Genomic DNA, 20,070 nt, shown 5'->3' with positions numbered 1-20,070 from the left:
TAAATCACCCCTCAACCTTAGAAATTCTACAAGCAGCTGTCTTCAGCTCGGGCATCTTGGCGTATTCGTCGAGGACATCCGTGGTCAGGTAGTTGAAGTTCCAGTGCCATGGAACAGCGACGACACCCTCCCTAATGTGCGGCGTGACCTTAGCCTTGAGAACCAGTGCTGCTCTTCTGGTCTCGACCTTCACGAGGTCGCCGTCCTTTATGCCAAGCCTCTTCGCGTCGTTCTCGTTGATCTCAATGTACTCCTCCGGCCATCTCTTGCTCAGGCTCTTGCTCCTGTGGCTCATGGTTCCAGTGTGGAACTGACCAACAAACCTGTAGTTGGTGAGCCAGAATGGGTAGTCCTCATCGGGAACTTCACCAGGCTCTTTATACTCCACAGGAATGAGCTGGGCCTTTCCGTTTGGTGTCAGGAAGCCTTGGACAAAGAGTCTCGGTGTTTCGGTGCTCTCGTCTGGACACGGTGTCATACAGCCTTTAAGGTTCTTTTTGAGTCTCTCTGGTGTGGCACCAGTGAGGAATGGAATAGTTCTGTTTATCTCCCTCAGTATATCGTCCACATCGGAGTAGTTGAAGTACTCCCCAAGTCCAAGCTCCTTCGCGAGCATTACGATAATCTCCCAATCTGGCTTAGCATCTCCTGGCGCATCAGCAGCCTTAAAGCTCCTCTGAACCCTCCTCTCGAAGCTTACAGCAGTTCCATCTTTCTCAAACCATGCAGCCGCTGGGAGGACTATGTCAGCGTATCTCGCGGTTTCAGTGAGGAAGATGTCCTGGACAACGAGGAACTCGATATTCTTAAACGCTTCTTCAACCTTCTTTAGGTTCGGGAGGGACTTTGCTGGGTTAGTTCCCATAACGTAGAGAGCCTTGAGCTTACCCTCAAGGATTGCGTCAATCATCTCGACGTAAGTTATTCCAGGCTTCTCCGGAATCTTGAAGCCCCACACTTCCTCAATTCTCCTCCTGTGCTCTTCAGCGTGAAGTGGGAACTTTCCTGGCAGTGCATCTGGTTCTACACCCATGAGTCCAGCGCCCATACCGTTGTGGGCACCTGGTATGGCTCCAGACATAACTCCCTCCTTTCCGAAGTAGCCACAGAGAACCATCATCTCGGTGAGGGCCATAACTGTTCTTGTTCCGTTGGCGTGCTGGTTAACACCCTCGTTCGTCAGCAAGGCGGCAGTTCCAGCCGTTGCAAAGATGATTGCGGCCTTCCTTATGAGTTCAGCCGGAACACCGCTGACTTTCTCGGCCCATTCTGGAGTGTATTTCTCAACGGTCTTGGCAAGCTCCTCAAGGCCTTCTACGCGCTCCGCCACGAAGTCCTTGTCATAAAGCTCCTCAGTGATTATGACATTGAGCATAGCCAAGGCAATGGCAAGGTCGGTTCCAGGATATGGCTGCAGGTGTATATCCGCGTACTTGGCGGTCTTCGTTTTCCTTGGGTCAACGACAATGAGAGTGGCATTGTTGTCGAGAATTGCCTTCTCAATGTATTGGCCAAAGAAGACTGGATTAGTTGCGGCTGGATTATATCCCCAGAGAACGATAACCTTGGCTTTAAGGATGTCCTCGAATGGATTCGTAAGACCAGGATGCCCAAGAAGCATTCCCTTGCCAGCAACGGCCGTTGACTGACACATTCTACAAACGTAGTCAAGGTTGTTGGTGCCTAAAGCTCTAGCCAGCTTCTGGAGAACATAGTTCTCCTCTATGGAGCACCTCTCACTTCCAAGAAAAGCAAGAGCCTCAGGACCGTATTTCTCCCTTATTTCTTTAAGCTTCTCCGCAATTTCCCTAATTGCCTCTTCCCAGCTTATCTCTACGAACTTGCCTTCACCTCTTTCGCCAACCCTCTTGAGGGGCTTCTTAAGCCTGTCTGGATGTCTGAGGTACTGGAATGAGGAAACACCTTTAGGACAGAGCTTCCCGTGGTTCCTAGTGTCGTGCTCGTAGTCGAACTCAATTTTCTTAGGATACCCATTGACGCTTACTATATAGAACCTACAACCAACAGAACACCATGGACATACTACTGGCACAAGCTTCTCTGCCATACCCACCACCCAACTAGCTGTGACTGACTAGTCAGTTTATATTGTGTTATACACATAATTGATTTTTTGATGTAAATTTATGACCATATGGTCAATTACTGACAATAAGTTATAAATTTTGCAATTTAATTTAAATTATACTATTCAAACTAATATAAAAATGCTAAAATGAGTAACATTCCGTGTACATGAAGTTGCACTTTGGAGCACAACATTGGGATGTATAAAAAAGAGCATTGTTTGCTTAAAACAAACTGATTAACATTATAAAAATCTATTAGTAATTCTGTTTACTAGCTTTTAGCAACCATGTTCAAATGTACGAATATGCTCAGAAAAAATGAGATTATGCAAAATTAATGTTGTTAGTTTTTCAAACTTCTCTCTATCAATCTAATAATTTCCGATACATAATCAACATCTGGAATACACAAATACTCTACAAAGATCAATCTTGAAAGTAGAGCACCATAGAACGCCTTAAAAACAACCATAGCGGTTTTTTCATCTACATTTGCAAGTTGTGAGATCTTTTTAGCACCCTTGGAAATAGCCTCCGTACAGAATGTCCTATGAATTTCCTCAACTTCCTTTATCTTGTTCTTCACGGCTAATGTGTAGAAGAACAGGGAGCGTAAGACTGGATCACGGTAATATACAATATATGCATTTGCAATACTGTATAGAAATTCTGTAAAGCTCTCGTGTTCCTTCTCAAGCTCTTCTCTTATTGCAGAATAAGGTAAAGACTGAAGAGCAACAATTTTTATAAGCTCCTCTTTGCTCCTGAAGTAGTTGTAAAAAGTACCTTTAGCAACTCCTGCTCGCTCAACGATTTCATCGACAGTAGTTTTATCGTAGCCTTTTTCAGCAAAGAGCTCTCTTGCAGCTTTTAAAATTCTTTCTCTGGTATCCATGCCCGGCACTCCCCAATTTATACTGACTGCTTAGTCATCAGCGTGATATAAAAAAGTTACGGCAGTCAAAATGGATCCAAAGAACAAAGTCATTATATTATAAATGTTTTTGTTTGGGATTTTAGACTTGTAATTCCATGAGAAGCCTTAGGAAAGGGTACAAAAATATCCCTTTATGCAACATTTAAAAACCCCCAATCAAACTTAAGAACAGGTGAGAAATATGTGTCTGGCTGTTCCAGCTAAAGTTCTTGAAATCAACGGAAACGTTGCGATTGTTGATTTTGGAGGAGTAAAGAGAGAGGCTCGTTTAGATTTGCTCCCAGACGTTAAAGTTGGCGATTATGTGATTGTGCACACGGGCTTTGCAATAGAAAAGTTAGATGAGAGAACTGCAAAAGAGATTCTACAAGCATGGGAAGAAGTCCTAAAAGCATGGGAGGAGTGAGCATGGAAGCCCTTAGTGTTTTTAGAGACAAAGAACTCGCTCAAAAGATAACAAGGCTCATTCACAAGGAAGCTGAAAAAATAGGAAGGATAGTTAAAATCATGCACGTCTGTGGAACTCATGAGGATACAGTAACAAGGAGCGGAATCCGCTCGCTCTTGCCAGAAAACGTTAAAATCGTCAGTGGGCCTGGGTGTCCTGTCTGTATAACCCCTGTTGAGGACATCGTGAAGATGCAAGAAATAATGAGGAAAGCCTATGAAGAAGGAGAAAAAATTATTCTAACAACATTTGGCGATATGTACAAGATTCCTACACCAAGAGGGAGTTTTTCCGACTTGAAAAGTGAAGGATACGACATTAGAGTAGTCTACTCAATTTATGACGCATATAAAATTTCCAAAAACAATCCAGACAGGATGGTTGTTCATTTCTCTCCCGGCTTCGAGACCACAACAGCTCCAGCAGCTGGAATGCTCAACGCAGTTGTTGAGGAAAAACTTGAGAACTTCAAAATTTATTCTGTTCACCGCTTAACGCCCCCAGCCGTTGAGGCACTAGTTAAGCAGGGCACAGCCTTTGATGGACTAATTGACCCAGGTCATGTTTCCACGATAATAGGAGTTAGAGGCTGGGAGTACATCACAACAGAATATGGAATCCCTCAGGTCATTGCTGGCTTTGAACCTGTCGATGTGTTGATGGGAATTCTAATACTCCTGAGAATGATAAGAAAAGGAGAAGTAAAAATAGAGAACGAATATACGAGGGTTGTAAAATATGAAGGAAATGTTGAAGCCCAAAAGCTGATAAACAAGTTCTTTGAAGTTGTTGATGCAAAATGGAGAGCCTTGGGGATAATCCCAAAGAGCGGACTTGAGCTTAGAGAAGAGTACAAAGACTTGGAGATAAGGACTTATTATGACGTTGAAGTCCCAAAACTCCCTGACTTGGAAAAAGGCTGCCTCTGCGGTGCAATACTCCGTGGATTAGCGTTACCACCACAGTGTCCCCACTTTGGAAAGACATGCACCCCAAGAAATCCAGTTGGACCATGCATGGTTTCATATGAAGGAACATGTCACATTTTCTACAAATATGGTGCTCTATTCTAGCTGTTACTTTTATTTTTAACTTTTGCACTGTGAAAGTTCAAATTACCTTAACCATCCTTTCTCTCCAAGCGCCGATGCGAACTCTTATATATCCTTGAAGCTTTTTATCAACTTCCCTGTCACCTGTATACACCCTTATTGGCTTTTCAACTTTTGATGGAGCTGCAACAACAATGATGTTTTCCTTTGGAATATATCTAAGGACTTCTGCAGAAAACTGCTGATTGCCTCTCCCAAAAAGAAAATTAACACCCCCAATAACAGTAACAATTATTTTAGGATTTTTGTCAATAAACTTCAAGAGATCTTTTTCTTGAGCATCTTTAATTAAAAGCTTCGCTTTCCTGTCTTTAATTTCAACAATATCAACCCCTAAAAGGGTTCCATTAATCCCAAGTTTATCTTTAATCCTCTTCACTGTCGAGCCTGCTCCTAAAAAGTAAATTCCATCTTCCAGCTCTTCAACGATCGCTTCAGCTAAAGCTTCAAGCTCTTCACTTTCATCAACTTTTGTTGGCTCTTTGGAGCCTTGAACTAAGATTTCAAGATAGGGAGTTAATGCTATACCATAAAGCTTGGCTTTTACCTCATCATGTCTGTATGCATTTTCATCCAAATCTAAAATTTCGCGCTCCACTATCTTCGCATCTCCCCTAAGGAATTCAATCAAAAGCTTGGCTGCATCTTCTGGGGAGGAAGCAAAAACTCCAGAGAACATTTTTACTCCCGTTGGGATTCCAAGGATTGGAACTTTTTTATCTACAACAGAATATATGTCCCTTGCAGTTCCATCTCCTCCAGCAAAAATCAAAATATCGACTTTATCTGCCATCAGCTTTGCTAAAGTTTTTGTGTCTTCACTTGTGGTATCAGGAATCCTAACTCCAAGGACATTTCTATAGCCAATTTCCCTGTGCCTGATAATCTGATATGAAAAATTGAAATCCTTAAGAGCATATTCACCGAGCTCTTTAGGACCTGTCAAAAATTTTATACCCTTAGATTCCTCATACTGGGAAAGCTCACTTAAAAAGAGCTTAGCTAAATCTAATGCTATTGGCTTAGCTCCTCTTCTTATAGCTTCTTCAACAACTCCATCTGTACCTTTTAAGGCAACTTTGCCTCCCATTCCAGCTATTGGATTTATTATTAAGCCAACTTTCATCACTGTACCTCCAGCTTAAGATCACATGGGAATTTAATAATTTTGATGTAAAAGGTTATCTCATGTATTTTCTAGCAAATACTGTCAGGAAGACTGCCCACATGAACATTCCAAAGATTGCTTCCGCTGAAGCAAATATACGGCCAATTCCTATTGGATGCAAATCTCCATATCCCAGTGTTGTTGCAGTTACTATGCTGAAGTACTCATAATCCAAAAAGCTCTTGAGAGGTACACCATTACTTGCAACGCTTTTAGTGATGTAAAATACTGTTGGAAAGACTATGTTAACCATAAAAATCCAAATAACAATTGGCCTTTTCCAATCAGTTCCATATTTACAGGTTATATCCGCTAGCAACCATTCCAAAAATGCTTCAAGGGAATGAACGATTCTTCTTGTTTTTCTCCGCGTTTTGTTCAGCTTTAAGCGGCTTTTTATTCCAAGCGAGGGAAATCTGAACTTTACTGGCAAACCGATTGAATATCTCCCGGTTTTCTGCTTTCTCCTTGCAATCATCTCATAGTAGTAATAACTGTCTGCCTTCTCTTTATCCCCACTTTTTTCCCAGCTTGTTCTTGCTAAGCGATAAAAAATCTCTTCGATATATGGGTTGTTAAAATAGCAGTCTTCAATCAAAATATATCCATAAACAGCAAGTTCTGCTACCAGGTTGGGTAGAACTGTCAAATTCCAGGTGGTATCACTATAAAAATGAACCTTCTTAAAGACAAGGTTATTATAAATAACAACATGAACAAATTCTGGAAGCTTTATTCTACCTCCAACTATCTGAACATGACCGGGAATTGAGAGATTTTCCATTAACAGCTGTCCATTAAAGTATTTTATCAAAATCCTAACTTGGCGTTTGAATCTTGGGTTTTCATCAAATTTGACACTACTTATAGCTAAAATTTCCGCTCTTGCATGCTTTTTCGTTATTTCTGCAACTTTAATACCTTTTTCTTCTAAGAATTTTTTTAATAATGGATATCTTGAGTTTATCCCTATTTTTCTGACTCCTTGGAGATTAAAAAGCTCAACCCTTCCATAAAGATGGCTTCTCTCTCCGTATTCCTCTTCACTTGGTTTTTCTTCACTTTTTATGTACTCAAAAGAGTTCATCATTATGTACCTTATCTGACTGTCCCTTAAATACATTGAAATGTAAAATCGGACTTTTAAGATATTCACTCCGAAGATAGTGGAATGTCTTATAAGAAGTGTTTTTAAAGTAGTTTCAAAAATTATGAGATTCTCAATTGTACAGTTGTAGAGCGTTACACCAGCGAGCTCAGAATTGTCAATTATTAGAGTTTTTATGTGGGAATTTTTAAAAACTATTGGCTTATCACTTTTAAAGTTCGAAATTCTGGCATCATATAGGTACACTCCTTCAAAATACGTAATCCCCCTCTCCAACTTTTTTTGAAAAGCTCTTTCTTTAATCTTTTTAATTTTCTCCCCATAGAGGAGCTCTCCTTCCTCAAATGATATATGGAGAGAGCAATAATTTGAACCTTTCAACGCTTTTGTACCGCATCTCTGCCCATTTTCATACACATACTCGCACATGTTTACTCACCTTTAAGTTCCATTTCTTCCTGCATTGCTCTAATTTTTGCTTTTTCAACTGCTTCTTCATGTTCAATCTTGCCCTTAATTCCTTTAACTCTCTTTGAGAGATTCAGTATAATCTCTTCAGGCCCATAGAGAACAATCAAGTCTCCAGGCAGTATTTTTGTATCACCGCTTGGAGCACCAAGATAGACTTCTTTTTCTCCAACTTTTCTGTAAATTCCAAGGACAAGGACTCCCTCCTTATCAAGCTGTAGCTCTCTTAAAGTTTTATTTGACAACCAACTGTTCTTTCTGACTTTTATCTGTGCAATTGAATACCCTTTGCTTATACCTAAGAGCTGATTGTAGTCGTAAATTTTAAGTGACGGAAAGAATTTGTTAAGGAGTTTTCTAATTATTTTCCTCATCATTCTATCTATCCACTTAGACCTAACAAAAAGATACAAAGCTAGCAAACCACCTAAGAGTAAAATAAAATTCTGCTTAGCTTCTTCAGCACTCTTGCCAATGAATGTCAGTACAAGAGTGGCTATAGCTGAAGTTATACCCGCACTTCCTAAAAAGATAAGAATTCTGATTATTTTTCTTCGCACTGGATGAGAAACTACATATTCTGACTCCGAAGTTGTGAATCCAGTTCCAGAAAAAGCTGACTGAGCCTGAAAAGCTGCAACATCCCTAGAAAGTCCAGTCATCTCTAGTGCAACAGTTCCTATTCTAACAATTATAATTGAAATGAGAATAACTAATAGGAATGATACGAGAGCTATCAGGGGGCATCACCTTCCAGATAATTATCTCATAATGAAACATAATTAAAGATTTCTACTCCTGAGCTTCCTCATATAGAACCTCTTTCCATCATATTCAAGCTCAATAAGCTTTCCTTCCTTCAAAAGCTTCTCAACAACATCCCACTCTGCATTGGCCTTTTTGAGAAGATCTTTAACAGCATCTTCTCGCATTGGATGAACTGACGTTATGCTCAGCAAATCCTCCTCGACATTTCCTGTAAAAACAAATGCATTCCCCTCATAGCCAATGAGATACTCCACTCTGTCACTTCCTAAAGCCTTGGCAAAAATCTGAAATGCCTCGTTTATCGTTTCCTCATTAGCTGGCTTAACCCACCTCTCCGCTGGGGGCCTCGTTGGAATAGCTATATAAGCTATATCCGGTTTAAGCTCCTTCAAAAACTCAGCAATCTCCTCAAATTCGTCTCCATAATTAATTCCATCAATGAGCATAGTCTCTGTTACGAGTTTTCCTTTGAAGCTTTTTCTGAATTTGAGCATTCCATCAAGGATTTCATCAAGCTTCAAGCTTTTGTGCGGTCTGTCAATTTTTCTCCACAGCTGCTCGCTTACGACATCAAGCTTTAGGGAGACGAAATCAAACTTTATCAAATCTTCCCTAACATCCTCCCTCCAGATTAGAGAGGAGTTAGTTAAAATTGCCAAAGGGATTCCAAGTTCTTTCAGAAGCTCAGCTTCTCTTCCAAGGTTAATGTCTAAAGTTGGTTCACCATCTGGGACGAATGTGATATAATCAACATGCTCTCCTTTTACCCTTGCTTTCTCAACTTTTTCTTTAGCTTCCTTGAGGATTAACCCGGGGTTATAAAATGCCCTCCTTTCAACTTCCATCCTGATTGTTCTTCCAATTTGGCAGTAAACACAAGCATATGAACATACCTTATACGGAATGTTGTTTATGCCTAGACTCTTTCCTAATCTGCGAGATGGAACAGGGCCAAATGCTATCATTGACTTTCACCGAAATTAGGTGAGCCTAATGGTGTATAAAGATTTCGAAATTCAAAAATTGAGAAGCAAAGAAAAAGCAAAAAGCTCACTGCATAAGCTTGCGGAAATAGTTTTTCATTGCAGACCAGTTAAGGGCAACATGGACAACTGATAGCCCAAAGAAAGCAAAGCCAACATATATGTGAATCGTATCCATCAATGATATGGGCAGAGAAATCCCCCACTTAGCAAAAAGAGGACCTATGAGGAGAAAGATACCTGTTATCCCAGTTATCAGCCACAAAACAAAGAGAGTTAGAGACACCCACATCCTAAGCTTAAAGCTCATTTTATCACCCCTTAACGAACGTTTTGCCGTTTATCGTTATCTAATAGGCTTTCCATTCACCATCTTCATAAGTGGCCTTAACTTCAACCCTTTCTCCAACTTTAAGGAGGGCAAGCATTTCCTTCCAGTTGTATTCTGCTCCTTCATTGCTCCTCCACTTTCCTCTGATTGCAATCTTAGTTGAATTGACAACAAAATAGCGTTCTCCAAGATTTACCTCTTCAATGACTCCCACTATGACCTTCTCAGTTGTATTAAGTTCGGGAACTTGAGCAGAAGTATTTGCTATTTCCTCTTCTGATGGAGTTCCAATGTAAAAGTAAACTGTGACTCTTTCTTCCGTACCGTAAGGACATCCACTTCCATATTTAAACACCACATCAAGCGCTCCATTCCCAAGAACTTTTACTGTATACTGCTTAACTGCTGTGTATGCATCAGCCAGCTTGGTCTCACTCTCGCTGACAACTTCAACATTAACTGGATTCTCAGTTAGAATCTTCCAATCCGGATATGGACATGGCTGAGCATGCTTAAACTTAACTGTAACGTTGATTGTAACCTCAGTACCGGCTTCGGGAACATAAGCTTTAGCGGGAACAACGCAAAGCAGGTCAGAACCTTCATGAGAAACGGCGGAGCCTAAGTAGTAAATGCCATTTGAAACTAAAGTTGTGTTTTGCTGAGGTAAGGAAACCTCTGACTGCAGACTATTCTCAGCTAGCTTAACGGCAAAAGGCAACACAATTAGGATTGCACAAATTATGAATGCTATTACTAACCGACGTTCCATATTTTCAACGCCCAAGAGACATGTAATATGAAACTAAATTTAAGTGTTTCGATACTCTCGAGATTCTTGTAAATATAAACATTTAACATAAACATTTTTGTTTACACAAAATGTTTAAATTCCACAAAGATGTGTATTTCTCGGTGGTTACCGTGAAAAAGTGCTTAATACTGCTTTTGATTGGAGTCCTGATGTTTAGCGTGATTTCAAGCGGGTGTATAACTGGAACAAAAACAGTCACCCCTGAAAAGAGCATCTCACCAACAATTTCAAGTTCAACTTCAACACAGGAAAAGAACGAAGTAGTTTTGAGGCTCATTGGTCCTAATGGTGAAGAAAAAGCCTTAACTCTTGAAGACATTAAAAAACTGCCACAGTTTGAGGGTAAAGGAGGACTTAAGACAAAAGCAGGCTCCATCAAAGCTGTTGGGACTTACAAAGGCGTTCTTCTTACCGATCTCCTCAAGCTTGTGAATGGTCTTTCTCCTGACTATAATTACATTATAACAGCAGCAGATGGATATTCAGTTACCGTAAGCTATGATTTTGTTCTTGGAAAGGGCATCGATACAATGGACGAGAACGGCAACCCCATTAAAGGGAGCGTTGTGCCAATAATAGCCTATGAGTTCAATGGGAAACCCATAGAATTCAAACTCGACGAGAACATTTATCCTCTCCAGATTGCTCTCGTAAATAAGGACAGATGCTACATAACACCTGGAAACCTGTGGGTTAAGGCTGTCATAAGAATAGAAGTAATCAAAGCAGCTGAAGGAAATGAAGAAACCACAACAAAAACAGGATATGTGGAAGTTACTGACTTCAGAGGAAAAACAGTTAGAATAAAGCAGCCGGTTGAAAGGATAGTCTCACTCTATGGCCTTGCAACTCAAATGGTTTACCTGCTCGGTGAAGGAGAAAAGGTTCTTGGGAGTACACCACTAGCAATGAACGATGCCTTTATTCAACTAATCGACCCAGGAATGAAAAACAGGATGATATTCGTTGGTAGTCCCAAAAGTGCAAACGTTGAAGAAGTCAAAAAGCTCAACCCTGATGTAGTATTTACAGCCGCATGGGGTAATGAGAGGCTCAACGAACAGATTGAGAATCTCGGCATTCCAGTAATTGCGTTGGACTTAGAAACTGTCGAAAACTACCTGAAGAGTCTTGAGATAATGGGCAAAGCACTCGGAAAGGAAGACAAGGCAAGAGAAGCAATTGAATATTACAAGAGCGCCATGAAAGTTGTGACTGAAAGAACAGCCAAAATACCGGAAAGTGAAAAGCCAAGGGTTCTGCTTATTTATTACAGTCTAAAGAGCAAAGCCTTCAAAGCTCCAGGCAGGGAATATTTCCAGAATGTTCTCATTGAAATGGCGGGAGGAATAAGCGTTTCTAAAGAATTACCAGGGGGATGGAATGTAATAAACGTTGAACAGGTTGCAAGGTGGGATCCAGATGTTATACTCGTTGTTAGCTATTCCCTAAAATATCCAAGTACCAAGGTTAAAGAGGACATACTCAATGATCCAGCATGGAGTAGTATAAAAGCTGTAAAGGAAGGCAAAGTTTATGCAATGCCCAACGATGGGGAGAGCTGGGACTACCCAGCGCCAAAGTGGATTCTTGGCTTATACTGGACTGCCAAAGTTCTGCATCCAGACCTCTTCAAGGACTTGAACATTAAGAAGAAAGCGGATGAGTTCTATCAGAAGTTCTTCGGAATAAGCATCGACAAAGTTAAGATAGTTGGTGATATAAGTTGAAGCGCTTTGCTTTGCTTTATTTCACAGTTTTCTTTATTTCGCTCCTCATTGGAAGGTTATTCGTCAATCCCGTCCATATGACTGAACTAGCCAGAACTATAATTCTTGATGTAAGATTACCTCGAATTATTGCTGCATCACTGGCAGGGGCTGCACTCTCCTTAGCTGGACTGGCTTTTCAGAATCTTTTCAGAAACCATCTTGCAGGACCAAACATCCTTGGCGTTACGAGTGGTGCTGCCTTTGGAGCTGTCATCGCTATATTACTGTTTTCGTTCAACCCATATTTGGTGCAAACATTTTCATTCGTCTTCGGCTTGGTTGCAGTTGTTATAGCGTATAAAATGAGCAGACTTGTTGGAGATGGAATAATCAGCCTTCTGCTTGCTGGAATAGCAGTTTCTGCATTTTTCTCCGCTCTTGTGGGAATAGCCAAATACTTGGCTGATCCCTATGATAAGCTCCCAACGATAGTCTTCTGGCTGCTTGGAAGTTTTGCAGGCATTAGATGGGAAGATTTGAAATTCTTCTCAATCCCTATTCTTCTTGGAATTTTTGGTTTAACAGCCATGCGCTGGGCATTTAATGTGCTCTCCCTTGGAGACGACGAGGCGAAAGCCCTTGGAATGAACGTCTCGCTCTACAGAAAGGTTATCATAAGCTTGGCAGCGTTGGCAGTTTCAGCGACAACGGCGATAAGCGGGATGATAAGCTGGGTTGGTCTGGTTTCACCTCATATAGCAAGGCTCATTGTGGGTTATGATAACAGAAAATTAGTCCCAGCGTCTGCATTCGTAGGAGCAACGCTTCTTTTAATATGCGATGATATAGCCAGAACGCTGACTCCTTCAGAACTTCCTCTCGGTGTTGTTACATCATTAATTGGAGCTCCAATACTAGTTGCAATACTCGCCAGGAGGTATAGGAATGCTCAAGGTTAAAAATTTAGAATTTGCTTACCGCAACGGAAAAGTGCTGAAAGGAGTTAGTTTTGAACTTAAAAGCGGTGTCGGCTGCCTACTTGGACCCAACGGAGCTGGAAAGTCCACACTTTTAAAATGCATCGTGGGGATTTTAAGACCACAGTCAGGAAGGGTAGAGCTCGATGGGGTTGACTTGATTAAGCTGAGCTTCAAAGAGAGGGCAAAGTTCGTATCATACGCTCCCCAAGAGTTCTCAATAAACTTTCCTTACACGGTTTTTGAAGTCGTTCTCATGGGCAGAAATCCCTATGTAAATCTCTTTGAAGGTCCTAAGAGGGAAGATGAAGACAAAGCACTCAAAGCTTTAAAGATGCTTGGTATAAATGATCTCAAAGACAGACCGTTTACCTCTCTAAGCGGAGGGCAAAAAAGGCTCGTGCTCATAGCGAGGGCTCTTGCTCAAGATGGAAAGCTACTGGTATTTGACGAACCTACCTCTTTCCTTGACTTTAAGAATCAGCTTTTAGTTCTTTCAGTCATTGAGAAAATTGCAGAGAAGCTTGAAAAGCTCGTTCTCTTGTCCCTTCACGATCCAAATCTGGCACTTACCTTCTGCGATGAAGTCTTTTTAATGAAGGATGGGAAAATCCTGATGCACGGCAGAATTGATGAAGTGGTTAATGAGGAAAATTTAAATCTGTTGTATGAGCTGAAGACGCGCATAGTGAAAATTGATGATAGGAAAATTGTCGTTCCTGATAAACTAGGACTTTAGGGTCTCGAGAATTTTTCTCCAAATCCAATCTCTATTCTCTACGGTAACCTCAAAAACAACATCAAATGGAATTTGTTTGGATATTTCATCAAGAAAATCCTTTCTAACTATTAAAACGCAATCCTCTTTGATGTATTTAAAAACATCAAAGTAGCCGAGCAATTCCAGATATCCAATCTCATCATACACCATAATTCTGCCGCCTCTCTGCAGTGCCCGCTCCATGAACTTAATAGCCTCTGGGTTGAAATAGAACTTTCTGAGCTTAAAACCAATCTTCTCTCTTTCTGATGCCAATACCATTTTCTTCCCAGTTTTCACGTCCTCAACATAGAATCCGCCGTCAAAGCGCTCGCTTATGATACCGTATACGTCATTCAGCTCTTTGATGACTTTTTTCAGCACAGTGGTCTTTCCAACTCCTCGTTCACCTGTGATTCCAATTATCATATTTCCTTGGTGACAGCTCAAATTAATAAATTTTTCTATTTAACAGTTAGCAAGATTGTTTAACAGAAGTGTTATATATCAATTTGTTTTCATATTTGACGGTGGTTGCCGTGAAAAGATTTGGAATTGCTTTACTTGTACTATTGGTCTTTATTTGTGGCTGTATAAGTCAAGAGACAGCCACGTCACCCACAATCAGCTCAGTTTCATCCACCACAGCCAGCATTCACTCATCGACAACGAGTGCTACTCAGCAAGAAACATTTGCAATAGAGATCAGTGGACTCGCAACTGGTAGAATAACCCTAGAGGAGCTGGAAGCACTTGGTGGCGTCAAGTTTAATGCCACTCTAGTAAAGTCAACAGGAGCAAAGATAAACAACACATACATAGGTGTTCCGCTCGCAAAAGTTTTCGAGAAGGTGGGTGTCGATAAAAGCAAAGTTAAATGGGTCAAGTTCATAGCTGAAGATGGTTATGATGTTACACTGAGCATGGAGGACTTAAAGAACGGCTATCTCTGCTGGTGGGAGAATGGGGAACTGCTAGGCCCAGACAATGGAGGTCCAGTAAAGCTAGTCATTCCAGATCAGCCTGGAAAGCTTTGGGTCAAGTGGCTTAAGGAAATAAGGCTCATCGGAGACGAAAATGCAGTTGTGATTCATGGGAAAACAAAAGTAACTGTTGTAGTGACAAAAGAGGATATTGAAGAGCTCATGAAGTCCTTTGGAGAAACAGTGACAGTTGAACTTAAAGGGAAAAATGTCACTTTCAGCGGAATTCCTCTGAAACTCCTGCTCGATAATGCCAGACCAGAGGATGATGCAACAAAGGTAACGTTTATAGCAAAAGATGGCTACAGTGCAACGTTAGAATTTGAAAAAGTCTACGAGAACGATAAAGCTATTCTCACTACAGAGTTTAGGGTGGTAATTCCAGGTGAGCCTACTAAAACGTGGGTTAAGGATTTGAAAGAGATTGTAATAGGGTGATTCCATGAAGCGAAGCATATTTGCTATTTTTACTCTTCTTGGAATTATTTTTTCCCTTGGATGCATTGGTCACGAAGCGACAACAACACCAACTATGATACCTCTAAATGCTTCAACCGAAGACTACTCAAACTGGACAGTTTATGTCATAAACAATGATGAGGTCAAGGAATATACGCTGGAAGAGCTCAAAAAGATCCAGATGGAAGAAATGCTTGACAAGGACCTATCAGTTGGGAGAACTTTAAAGTGGAAAGGAGGTCCACCTCAAAAGCTTGGAAAAGGGGACGTCATTAACTTCATTTCCAACGATTTATACATGGTGAGCATTCCCTACTACACCAAGATGGTTCTGGCTCTTTATGTAGACGGAAAGCCTCTTCAAGGAAGCGATGCTCCAATAAAGCTCGTGGTTGACCTAAGCTATGGCTGCAGGTGCAACTGGATTAAGAAAATCAGGATTGTAGAGTTTGTAAGAAAGAAAGAGTGCTTTTCCGTCTATGGAGAAGTCTTCAACATACTCTACTTCTCACCAAGAACCCTAAACATCTTTAAAGGAATAGATGCAATCGTAAAGAACGAGAGCAATTCAGCAAAGCTTAAGGATGTCCTTGACAAGGCAATATTAAAGGAAACTGCGAAGAAAGTTGTCTTTGTAACAAAAAATGGAAGATTTGAGTATTCCCTCAAAGAAGTGCTTGATAAAAATCCAACGATTACCTATGATAATGGCGAGTTCAAAATTCCTGAGCTTGGAATAGAAGGTCTAAAAGGAATTAGAGTTGAAAGAGGGTGATAAAATGCTATTAAAGAAATTCAAAAAAGAAGCGCTAAAGCTTGCAAAAGGCTTGGAACTCATTGATTTTTCCTTTGGTCTTCCCTATTCCTATGTCCTTGTTGAGGGTGAGAAGAGCAAAGCCCTCGGAGTTGCCATGACTCTGCCGGAGGAAATCCAAAGATATGAGAACTCAATCGAAGAGCCAAGCCTAGAAGAGTTTATAAAAAAGGCTGATAGTCTAAATGCCGTTGAAAGAACCCTAGCCTTGGCAGCAATAAACGCAGTTTCTCAGTATTACATCGATTTGAGCAATGCGAAGTGGATCGACGCTGTAGAACTTCTCTCTGATGACATTGAAAAAATAGCAGTTATCGGAAACATGCCACCAATAGTTAAAGCACTACGCGAAAGGAATTTTAAGCTGTACATCTTCGAGCGCAATCCAAGGTTATGGGATAGAGAAACGTTAAGTGATTCTTTAGAATACTGCCTTCTACCAGAGGTGGATGCTGTCATTGCAAGCGCAACTTGCATAGTAAACGGAACCATTGATATGATAGCTGAAAGAGCAAAAAAGGCAAAAATCGTTCTCCTTACAGGACCAACTGGACAGGTTTTGCCAGAGTTCTTTAAAGGAACGAGGATAACCCATGTTGCATCCATGAAAGTTGTTGATATTGAAAAAGCAATAGAAAAGCTGAAATTGGGATGTTTCAAGGGGTTTTCAAAGGAAAGCAGAAAATACGTGATTGAAATTTAAAAGGGGATCACAGATGAAGAGTGAAGAAAAGAAAGACTGGGAGATAATAACGTTCATAGCGTACGCTGCAGTATCTGTCCTTGGCATCTTGACGATATTTCCTTTTTTAGCTCAGATTCACTTCCTCAAGACGTTGGAAAGAAAAGGGCTGGAGTTTGATTTCCTCACAGTTTTAATTGGTTTGCTAATTCTCAACGGAGCATTGGCAGTCTCTGTTCGTTTGTCTAACTTTTCTCCCACTCTCACAGTGCTAACCACTCTTATCTTTGTGCTGTGGACTCTTTATATTGAAATCAAAGTTTGATTTCTTCAACCTCAAATTTCATTTCTTTTGGCTCGATTTTTATGTAGAATGCAGTGCCGTTTTCAACGTGCTCAAAAGGCAAATCGCTGTAAAGCTCAAAGGTTGATGAAACTACTGCAAAGAGGTCTTTTTTAAGCTTTAAGAGCCTGTAATAATTGTACTCGGTTTCATGTTTCAGCAAATCATCTTTCATATATGCTGTAATGAATCCTCGAACCTTGCCATTGGCATCTATAAATAAAGAAGCTGTGTTTAATGCCGAATTTACAGTACCTTTTAGCTCTCTAAAGCGTCTTAAAATTTGTTCTTTTTCAATTCCTTCAAGCTTTCTAGAAAGATAAACACCCATTGTGTAGCTGTCTGAAGCGTTTTTCAATACTTCTCCATTGAACTTTCCTAACTCCACCAGTTTTTCTTTATTTAAGTCACCATTGTGGAAAATCCAAAATTCAAAGCCCCTCTCTGTCGAGAAGTGATAAGGATGAACGTTAAAAAGCCTCACTTCTCCTTGACTTGCTGCCCTCGTGTGAGCTAAAAGCACGACAAATTCTTCCAATCTCTCCTTGAGCTTTTCTACTTCACCTAGATCCCCAAAAATTGGTTTCTCACTTTTGTAGTGGACTACACTATTATTTACCAAGAGAAGGTATCCCCAGCCGTCCTTATGTTTTTCGCCCCATTTCCTTTTGGCTTTGTATGGATCATTTTCAGAGGCTTTAACTAATGTATCAACCAGCGATTTTACTTTCTCTCCCTCTCCAACCGCAAAGAGTATGCGACACATCTTAATCCCCCATTTTTGTGGTAGTTCAAGATATAAAAGCTTTAGCTTGTCAATTTTACAAAAACAGATGCGCAAACTTCATAAACTTTTGATTAACCTTCTCGTTTATGCAGGCAGATTTTCCCATAGTTAAGAAAATTATGAAAGACTTATATCAGATCAAACCTGGAAAGCTTTCAAGCCATGTGTATCTCATTTTGGGGGACATAAACATCCTAATCGATTCCGGAACTGCTGGCGATTTTCCAAAACTAAAAGAAGGACTGAACTATGTTGGCGTAAAGCCAGAGGATATCAACATTGTCATAAATACTCACGAGCACTTTGACCACATTGGTGGAAACATTTACTTGCAAAAGCATTCCTTAACTGGAGCATATAAATATGCGGCTGTGAAAATAGTATATGGAGACGATGAAGTTACCCACTGTAGGGCTCATGGACAAGAAGTAATTGGTTACAAAGTTCATCTCTGGATGAACCATGAAGATGTCATCGATGCGGGAAGATGGTTTTTGAAGGTAATTCACACGCCGGGACATACCTCAGGCAGCATGTGTCTTTATGAGCCTAGGAAAAGAATTTTATTCTCTGGAGATACTCTCTTTGCAAATGGAGTTATATCGAACATTTACGACTCCGGGAGCTTGGGAGAATATTTCAACTCCTTGAGAAGGCTCAACACCCTCAAGATAAAACTTCTGCTTCCGGGACATGGATGGATTTCAGAGAATGTCGAAGAAGACATAGAAAAAACGATTAAAGGGGTTATAAACAGATTTCCAGAGGCTGAGAAACTTAAAAGGTTGTTTTCTGGAGAGTAGATCAGATTTTCTCCTCCATCTTCACATATGCTACAGATGTTGTCTCTCAGCGATTCAAGTAAAAGTTCATAATATAGTCTTCTTAAAGAAAGCCTCAAAACAAAAGCTTCACGACAAAAAAACGATACCACTCTTATCCCGCAACTAGTAGGGGTAAAGTATTATTTTTAGCACCAGCTCTCGGCACATAGCTGTTCATCATGCTACTTCTAAGGACACAAATCTTTATAAACTCAAAATCGCCCTTTACCCGCCTCAAGGTGGTTTGAATGAGTCAAAGAATAAACGCCACAATGCATGCAAAGAAGGTCTCTCACAGGTATTATGGAATATCAAAGATTCCCACATGGTTTTACTCATTCGTGCCCTTCAAAATCTCAACTGGCGGGAGCTCAATCCTAATGCCTCTGTATCTCCTTCAGCTCGGCGGAAATGCTCAGATGGTTGGAATAATGAACTCTCTCGCAAGTCTATCTTCAATGATTGGTAGCTTGTTCTGGGGAAAGCTGAGCGATAAAACGTTAAGGAGAAAAGTCTTTATACTTTTCGGATTTTTCAGCGTTAGTGTGTTTTTAGCTGGCCTTTCTCTCACAAACAGTCCAGTTGAATTTATTCTGCTTAACGCAGTCTACTCATTTTTCTTAGCTTCAACGATTTCTGTACCAATAGTTCTCGTTCTCAGGAGTGTTAGGAAGCACAGCTGGGATTATGGGATTGGTAAGTTCAACGAGATAAGCGGTTGGGGATGGGTCTTTGGGTTAGGATTGGGTTTTGTTCTTTCAAAGTACCTCACAATAAGACAACTCTTACTTCTCTTTGCTCTCCTTAACATTCCATCACTTATATTGGGGGCCAAAACGATTAGAGAAATCCCAATCTATGTGAATAGGAAGAGCATCATGATTTTTGGTAATTATGTAATCGAGAAAATCCGCTATGTGCCAACTTTCATGCTGCATATAAACCTTAGAAAGCCAAAATTTGGAAAGTTTTACTTTGCATCGTTTCTATTTTGGATATCCTCTGGGATGTATTTCTCCCAATTCCCAGTGCTACTAGCAGAGAACGGTTTTGGAAGAGAGTACATATACCTAGCAGCAATTCTAAATTCAGCAGTTTCAGCTTTTATGTATTTAAGAGTTGGATTAATGTTGGAAAACAAAGACAAGCTGAAGGTTTTAAAGGAGGGTATAGCACTAAGACTACTCGGAATTACAACCATCCTTATAGGAGCATTTATAGTCCCATATCTACTACCATTAGCCTTTCTTTCATACTTCCTTGCTGGCTATTCATGGTCATTCATAAGCATATCATCAACTTCAATTGTTGGGAAACTTGCTGGGGAAAAGGAAAAAGGAACAGCAATGGGGACATTTAACTTAATCAACTCACTTGGCTACATAATAGGAAGCTTTTCAAGTGGATTCTTAGTTTACGCAGGCGGATTTACAGCAAACTTTGGAGCATCTTCATTATTCGCTCTCTTGAGCTTAATGTTCCTAAAAAAGGTGAGGATTTAA

The 20,070-nt window shown here is 40.5% G+C and carries 21 protein-coding genes; 11 read left to right on the top strand and 10 right to left on the bottom strand.

Annotation, left to right across the window (positions count from 1 at the left end; all coding sequences use genetic code 11):
- Positions 1-4: 4 nt before the first annotated feature.
- Together fdhF and TES1_RS10700 are read right to left on the bottom strand one after the other, a co-directional pair.
- On the bottom strand, positions 5-2,068 hold the full coding sequence (gene fdhF / locus TES1_RS00480) for a formate dehydrogenase subunit alpha (protein ID WP_042679223.1): 2,064 nt from the start codon (positions 2,066-2,068) through the stop codon (positions 5-7).
- A 365-nt stretch (positions 2,069-2,433) separates the two neighbouring features.
- On the bottom strand, positions 2,434-2,985 hold the full coding sequence (locus TES1_RS10700; RefSeq protein ID WP_051408151.1) for a TetR/AcrR family transcriptional regulator: 552 nt from the start codon (positions 2,983-2,985) through the stop codon (positions 2,434-2,436).
- A 223-nt stretch (positions 2,986-3,208) separates the two neighbouring features.
- On the opposite strand from TES1_RS10700, the gene TES1_RS00470 reads away from it, so the two are divergent.
- Together TES1_RS00470 and hypD are read left to right on the top strand one after the other, a co-directional pair.
- Positions 3,209-3,433 (top strand): HypC/HybG/HupF family hydrogenase formation chaperone, encoded by a 225-nt coding sequence (locus tag TES1_RS00470; RefSeq protein WP_042679221.1) that lies wholly within the window; start codon positions 3,209-3,211, stop codon positions 3,431-3,433.
- 2 nt (positions 3,434-3,435) lie between these two features.
- Positions 3,436-4,548, top strand: coding sequence for a hydrogenase formation protein HypD (hypD, locus tag TES1_RS00465; RefSeq protein ID WP_042679219.1), 1,113 nt, complete (start codon positions 3,436-3,438; stop codon positions 4,546-4,548).
- Between the two features lie 37 nt (positions 4,549-4,585).
- Here the strand turns inward: hypD and TES1_RS00460 are convergent, their stop codons facing one another.
- The 6 genes from TES1_RS00460 to TES1_RS00435 form a co-directional block, all read right to left on the bottom strand.
- Positions 4,586-5,713 (bottom strand): ATP-NAD kinase family protein, encoded by a 1,128-nt coding sequence (locus TES1_RS00460; RefSeq protein ID WP_042679217.1) that lies wholly within the window; start codon positions 5,711-5,713, stop codon positions 4,586-4,588.
- A 55-nt stretch (positions 5,714-5,768) separates the two neighbouring features.
- Positions 5,769-7,292 (bottom strand): potassium channel family protein, encoded by a 1,524-nt coding sequence (locus TES1_RS00455; protein ID WP_042679215.1) that lies wholly within the window; start codon positions 7,290-7,292, stop codon positions 5,769-5,771.
- A gap of 2 nt (positions 7,293-7,294) precedes the next feature.
- The gene (locus TES1_RS00450) at positions 7,295-7,993 is read right to left on the bottom strand and encodes a potassium channel family protein (RefSeq protein ID WP_394296076.1); all 699 of its coding nucleotides are present in this window, start codon (positions 7,991-7,993) and stop codon (positions 7,295-7,297) included.
- Positions 7,994-8,113: 120 nt separating this feature from the next.
- The gene (locus TES1_RS00445; RefSeq protein WP_042679211.1) at positions 8,114-9,064 is read right to left on the bottom strand and encodes a radical SAM protein; all 951 of its coding nucleotides are present in this window, start codon (positions 9,062-9,064) and stop codon (positions 8,114-8,116) included.
- 85 nt (positions 9,065-9,149) lie between these two features.
- Complete coding sequence (locus TES1_RS00440) at positions 9,150-9,392, bottom strand: DUF4405 domain-containing protein (RefSeq protein ID WP_042679209.1); 243 nt, start codon at positions 9,390-9,392, stop codon at positions 9,150-9,152.
- Between the two features lie 40 nt (positions 9,393-9,432).
- Complete coding sequence (locus tag TES1_RS00435; RefSeq protein ID WP_227738493.1) at positions 9,433-10,200, bottom strand: hypothetical protein; 768 nt, start codon at positions 10,198-10,200, stop codon at positions 9,433-9,435.
- A gap of 137 nt (positions 10,201-10,337) precedes the next feature.
- Between TES1_RS00435 and TES1_RS00430 the strand changes: the two genes are divergently transcribed.
- From TES1_RS00430 to TES1_RS00420, 3 genes are read left to right on the top strand one after another with little or no spacing between them, the layout of a single operon-like run.
- On the top strand, positions 10,338-11,957 hold the full coding sequence (locus TES1_RS00430) for an ABC transporter substrate-binding protein (RefSeq protein ID WP_042679208.1): 1,620 nt from the start codon (positions 10,338-10,340) through the stop codon (positions 11,955-11,957).
- The gene (locus tag TES1_RS00425) at positions 11,954-12,898 is read left to right on the top strand and encodes a FecCD family ABC transporter permease (RefSeq protein ID WP_042679206.1); all 945 of its coding nucleotides are present in this window, start codon (positions 11,954-11,956) and stop codon (positions 12,896-12,898) included. Before TES1_RS00430 ends, TES1_RS00425 begins: the two co-directional genes overlap by 4 nt.
- Complete coding sequence (locus TES1_RS00420; protein ID WP_042679204.1) at positions 12,885-13,655, top strand: ABC transporter ATP-binding protein; 771 nt, start codon at positions 12,885-12,887, stop codon at positions 13,653-13,655. The genes TES1_RS00425 and TES1_RS00420 overlap by 14 nt, the downstream gene beginning before the upstream one ends.
- Here TES1_RS00420 and TES1_RS00415 read toward each other — a convergent pair.
- On the bottom strand, positions 13,644-14,105 hold the full coding sequence (locus TES1_RS00415; RefSeq protein ID WP_042679202.1) for a nucleoside-triphosphatase: 462 nt from the start codon (positions 14,103-14,105) through the stop codon (positions 13,644-13,646). The two genes, TES1_RS00420 and TES1_RS00415, sit on opposite strands and share 12 nt — an antisense overlap.
- 101 nt (positions 14,106-14,206) lie before the next feature.
- Here TES1_RS00415 and TES1_RS00410 point away from each other — a divergent pair, with 101 nt between their 5' ends.
- From TES1_RS00410 to TES1_RS00395, 4 genes are read left to right on the top strand one after another with little or no spacing between them, the layout of a single operon-like run.
- Positions 14,207-15,097 carry a molybdopterin-dependent oxidoreductase gene (locus TES1_RS00410; protein ID WP_158505944.1) on the top strand — a complete coding sequence of 297 codons (891 nt, stop codon included), beginning with the start codon at positions 14,207-14,209 and terminating at the stop codon, positions 15,095-15,097.
- 4 nt (positions 15,098-15,101) lie between these two features.
- Positions 15,102-15,893 carry a hypothetical protein gene (locus tag TES1_RS00405; RefSeq protein ID WP_042679198.1) on the top strand — a complete coding sequence of 264 codons (792 nt, stop codon included), beginning with the start codon at positions 15,102-15,104 and terminating at the stop codon, positions 15,891-15,893.
- Positions 15,894-15,897: 4 nt separating this feature from the next.
- A complete protein-coding gene (locus TES1_RS00400; RefSeq protein WP_042679196.1) occupies positions 15,898-16,635 on the top strand; it encodes a Rossmann-like domain-containing protein in 738 nt (245 codons plus the stop codon).
- A 13-nt stretch (positions 16,636-16,648) separates the two neighbouring features.
- Positions 16,649-16,939, top strand: coding sequence for a hypothetical protein (locus TES1_RS00395; protein WP_042679195.1), 291 nt, complete (start codon positions 16,649-16,651; stop codon positions 16,937-16,939).
- Here the strand turns inward: TES1_RS00395 and TES1_RS00390 are convergent.
- Positions 16,929-17,723, bottom strand: coding sequence for a class II glutamine amidotransferase (locus tag TES1_RS00390; RefSeq protein WP_042679194.1), 795 nt, complete (start codon positions 17,721-17,723; stop codon positions 16,929-16,931). The two genes, TES1_RS00395 and TES1_RS00390, sit on opposite strands and share 11 nt — an antisense overlap.
- A 107-nt stretch (positions 17,724-17,830) precedes the next feature.
- On the opposite strand from TES1_RS00390, the gene TES1_RS00385 reads away from it, so the two are divergent.
- Both TES1_RS00385 and TES1_RS00380 read left to right on the top strand, forming a co-directional pair.
- The gene (locus TES1_RS00385; protein WP_042679193.1) at positions 17,831-18,547 is read left to right on the top strand and encodes an MBL fold metallo-hydrolase; all 717 of its coding nucleotides are present in this window, start codon (positions 17,831-17,833) and stop codon (positions 18,545-18,547) included.
- A gap of 269 nt (positions 18,548-18,816) precedes the next feature.
- The gene (locus tag TES1_RS00380) at positions 18,817-20,070 is read left to right on the top strand and encodes an MFS transporter (RefSeq protein WP_042679191.1); all 1,254 of its coding nucleotides are present in this window, start codon (positions 18,817-18,819) and stop codon (positions 20,068-20,070) included.

Source organism: Thermococcus paralvinellae (assembly GCF_000517445.1).
Taxonomy (GTDB): Archaea; Methanobacteriota_B; Thermococci; order Thermococcales; family Thermococcaceae; genus Thermococcus_B; species Thermococcus_B paralvinellae.
The sequence above is the reverse complement of the archived record's forward strand: the minus strand, read 5'-3'. Positions and strand labels throughout refer to the sequence as shown.

Excerpts from the sequence above, each read along its gene's own strand:
- fdhF (WP_042679223.1), bottom strand. The coding sequence starts at position 2,068 with ATGGCAGAGAAGCTTGTGCCAGTAGTATGTCCATGGTGTTCTGTTGGT.
- TES1_RS10700 (WP_051408151.1), bottom strand. The coding sequence starts at position 2,985 with ATGGATACCAGAGAAAGAATTTTAAAAGCTGCAAGAGAGCTCTTTGCT.
- TES1_RS00470 (WP_042679221.1), top strand. The coding sequence starts at position 3,209 with ATGTGTCTGGCTGTTCCAGCTAAAGTTCTTGAAATCAACGGAAACGTT.
- hypD (WP_042679219.1), top strand. The coding sequence starts at position 3,436 with ATGGAAGCCCTTAGTGTTTTTAGAGACAAAGAACTCGCTCAAAAGATA.
- TES1_RS00460 (WP_042679217.1), bottom strand. The coding sequence starts at position 5,713 with ATGAAAGTTGGCTTAATAATAAATCCAATAGCTGGAATGGGAGGCAAA.
- TES1_RS00455 (WP_042679215.1), bottom strand. The coding sequence starts at position 7,292 with ATGTGCGAGTATGTGTATGAAAATGGGCAGAGATGCGGTACAAAAGCG.
- TES1_RS00450 (WP_394296076.1), bottom strand. The coding sequence starts at position 7,993 with ATGACTGGACTTTCTAGGGATGTTGCAGCTTTTCAGGCTCAGTCAGCT.
- TES1_RS00445 (WP_042679211.1), bottom strand. The coding sequence starts at position 9,064 with ATGATAGCATTTGGCCCTGTTCCATCTCGCAGATTAGGAAAGAGTCTA.
- TES1_RS00440 (WP_042679209.1), bottom strand. The coding sequence starts at position 9,392 with ATGAGCTTTAAGCTTAGGATGTGGGTGTCTCTAACTCTCTTTGTTTTG.
- TES1_RS00420 (WP_042679204.1), top strand. The coding sequence starts at position 12,885 with ATGCTCAAGGTTAAAAATTTAGAATTTGCTTACCGCAACGGAAAAGTG.
- TES1_RS00415 (WP_042679202.1), bottom strand. The coding sequence starts at position 14,105 with ATGATAATTGGAATCACAGGTGAACGAGGAGTTGGAAAGACCACTGTG.
- TES1_RS00405 (WP_042679198.1), top strand. The coding sequence starts at position 15,102 with ATGAAGCGAAGCATATTTGCTATTTTTACTCTTCTTGGAATTATTTTT.
- TES1_RS00400 (WP_042679196.1), top strand. The coding sequence starts at position 15,898 with ATGCTATTAAAGAAATTCAAAAAAGAAGCGCTAAAGCTTGCAAAAGGC.
- TES1_RS00395 (WP_042679195.1), top strand. The coding sequence starts at position 16,649 with ATGAAGAGTGAAGAAAAGAAAGACTGGGAGATAATAACGTTCATAGCG.
- TES1_RS00390 (WP_042679194.1), bottom strand. The coding sequence starts at position 17,723 with ATGTGTCGCATACTCTTTGCGGTTGGAGAGGGAGAGAAAGTAAAATCG.
- TES1_RS00385 (WP_042679193.1), top strand. The coding sequence starts at position 17,831 with ATGCAGGCAGATTTTCCCATAGTTAAGAAAATTATGAAAGACTTATAT.
- TES1_RS00380 (WP_042679191.1), top strand. The coding sequence starts at position 18,817 with ATGAGTCAAAGAATAAACGCCACAATGCATGCAAAGAAGGTCTCTCAC.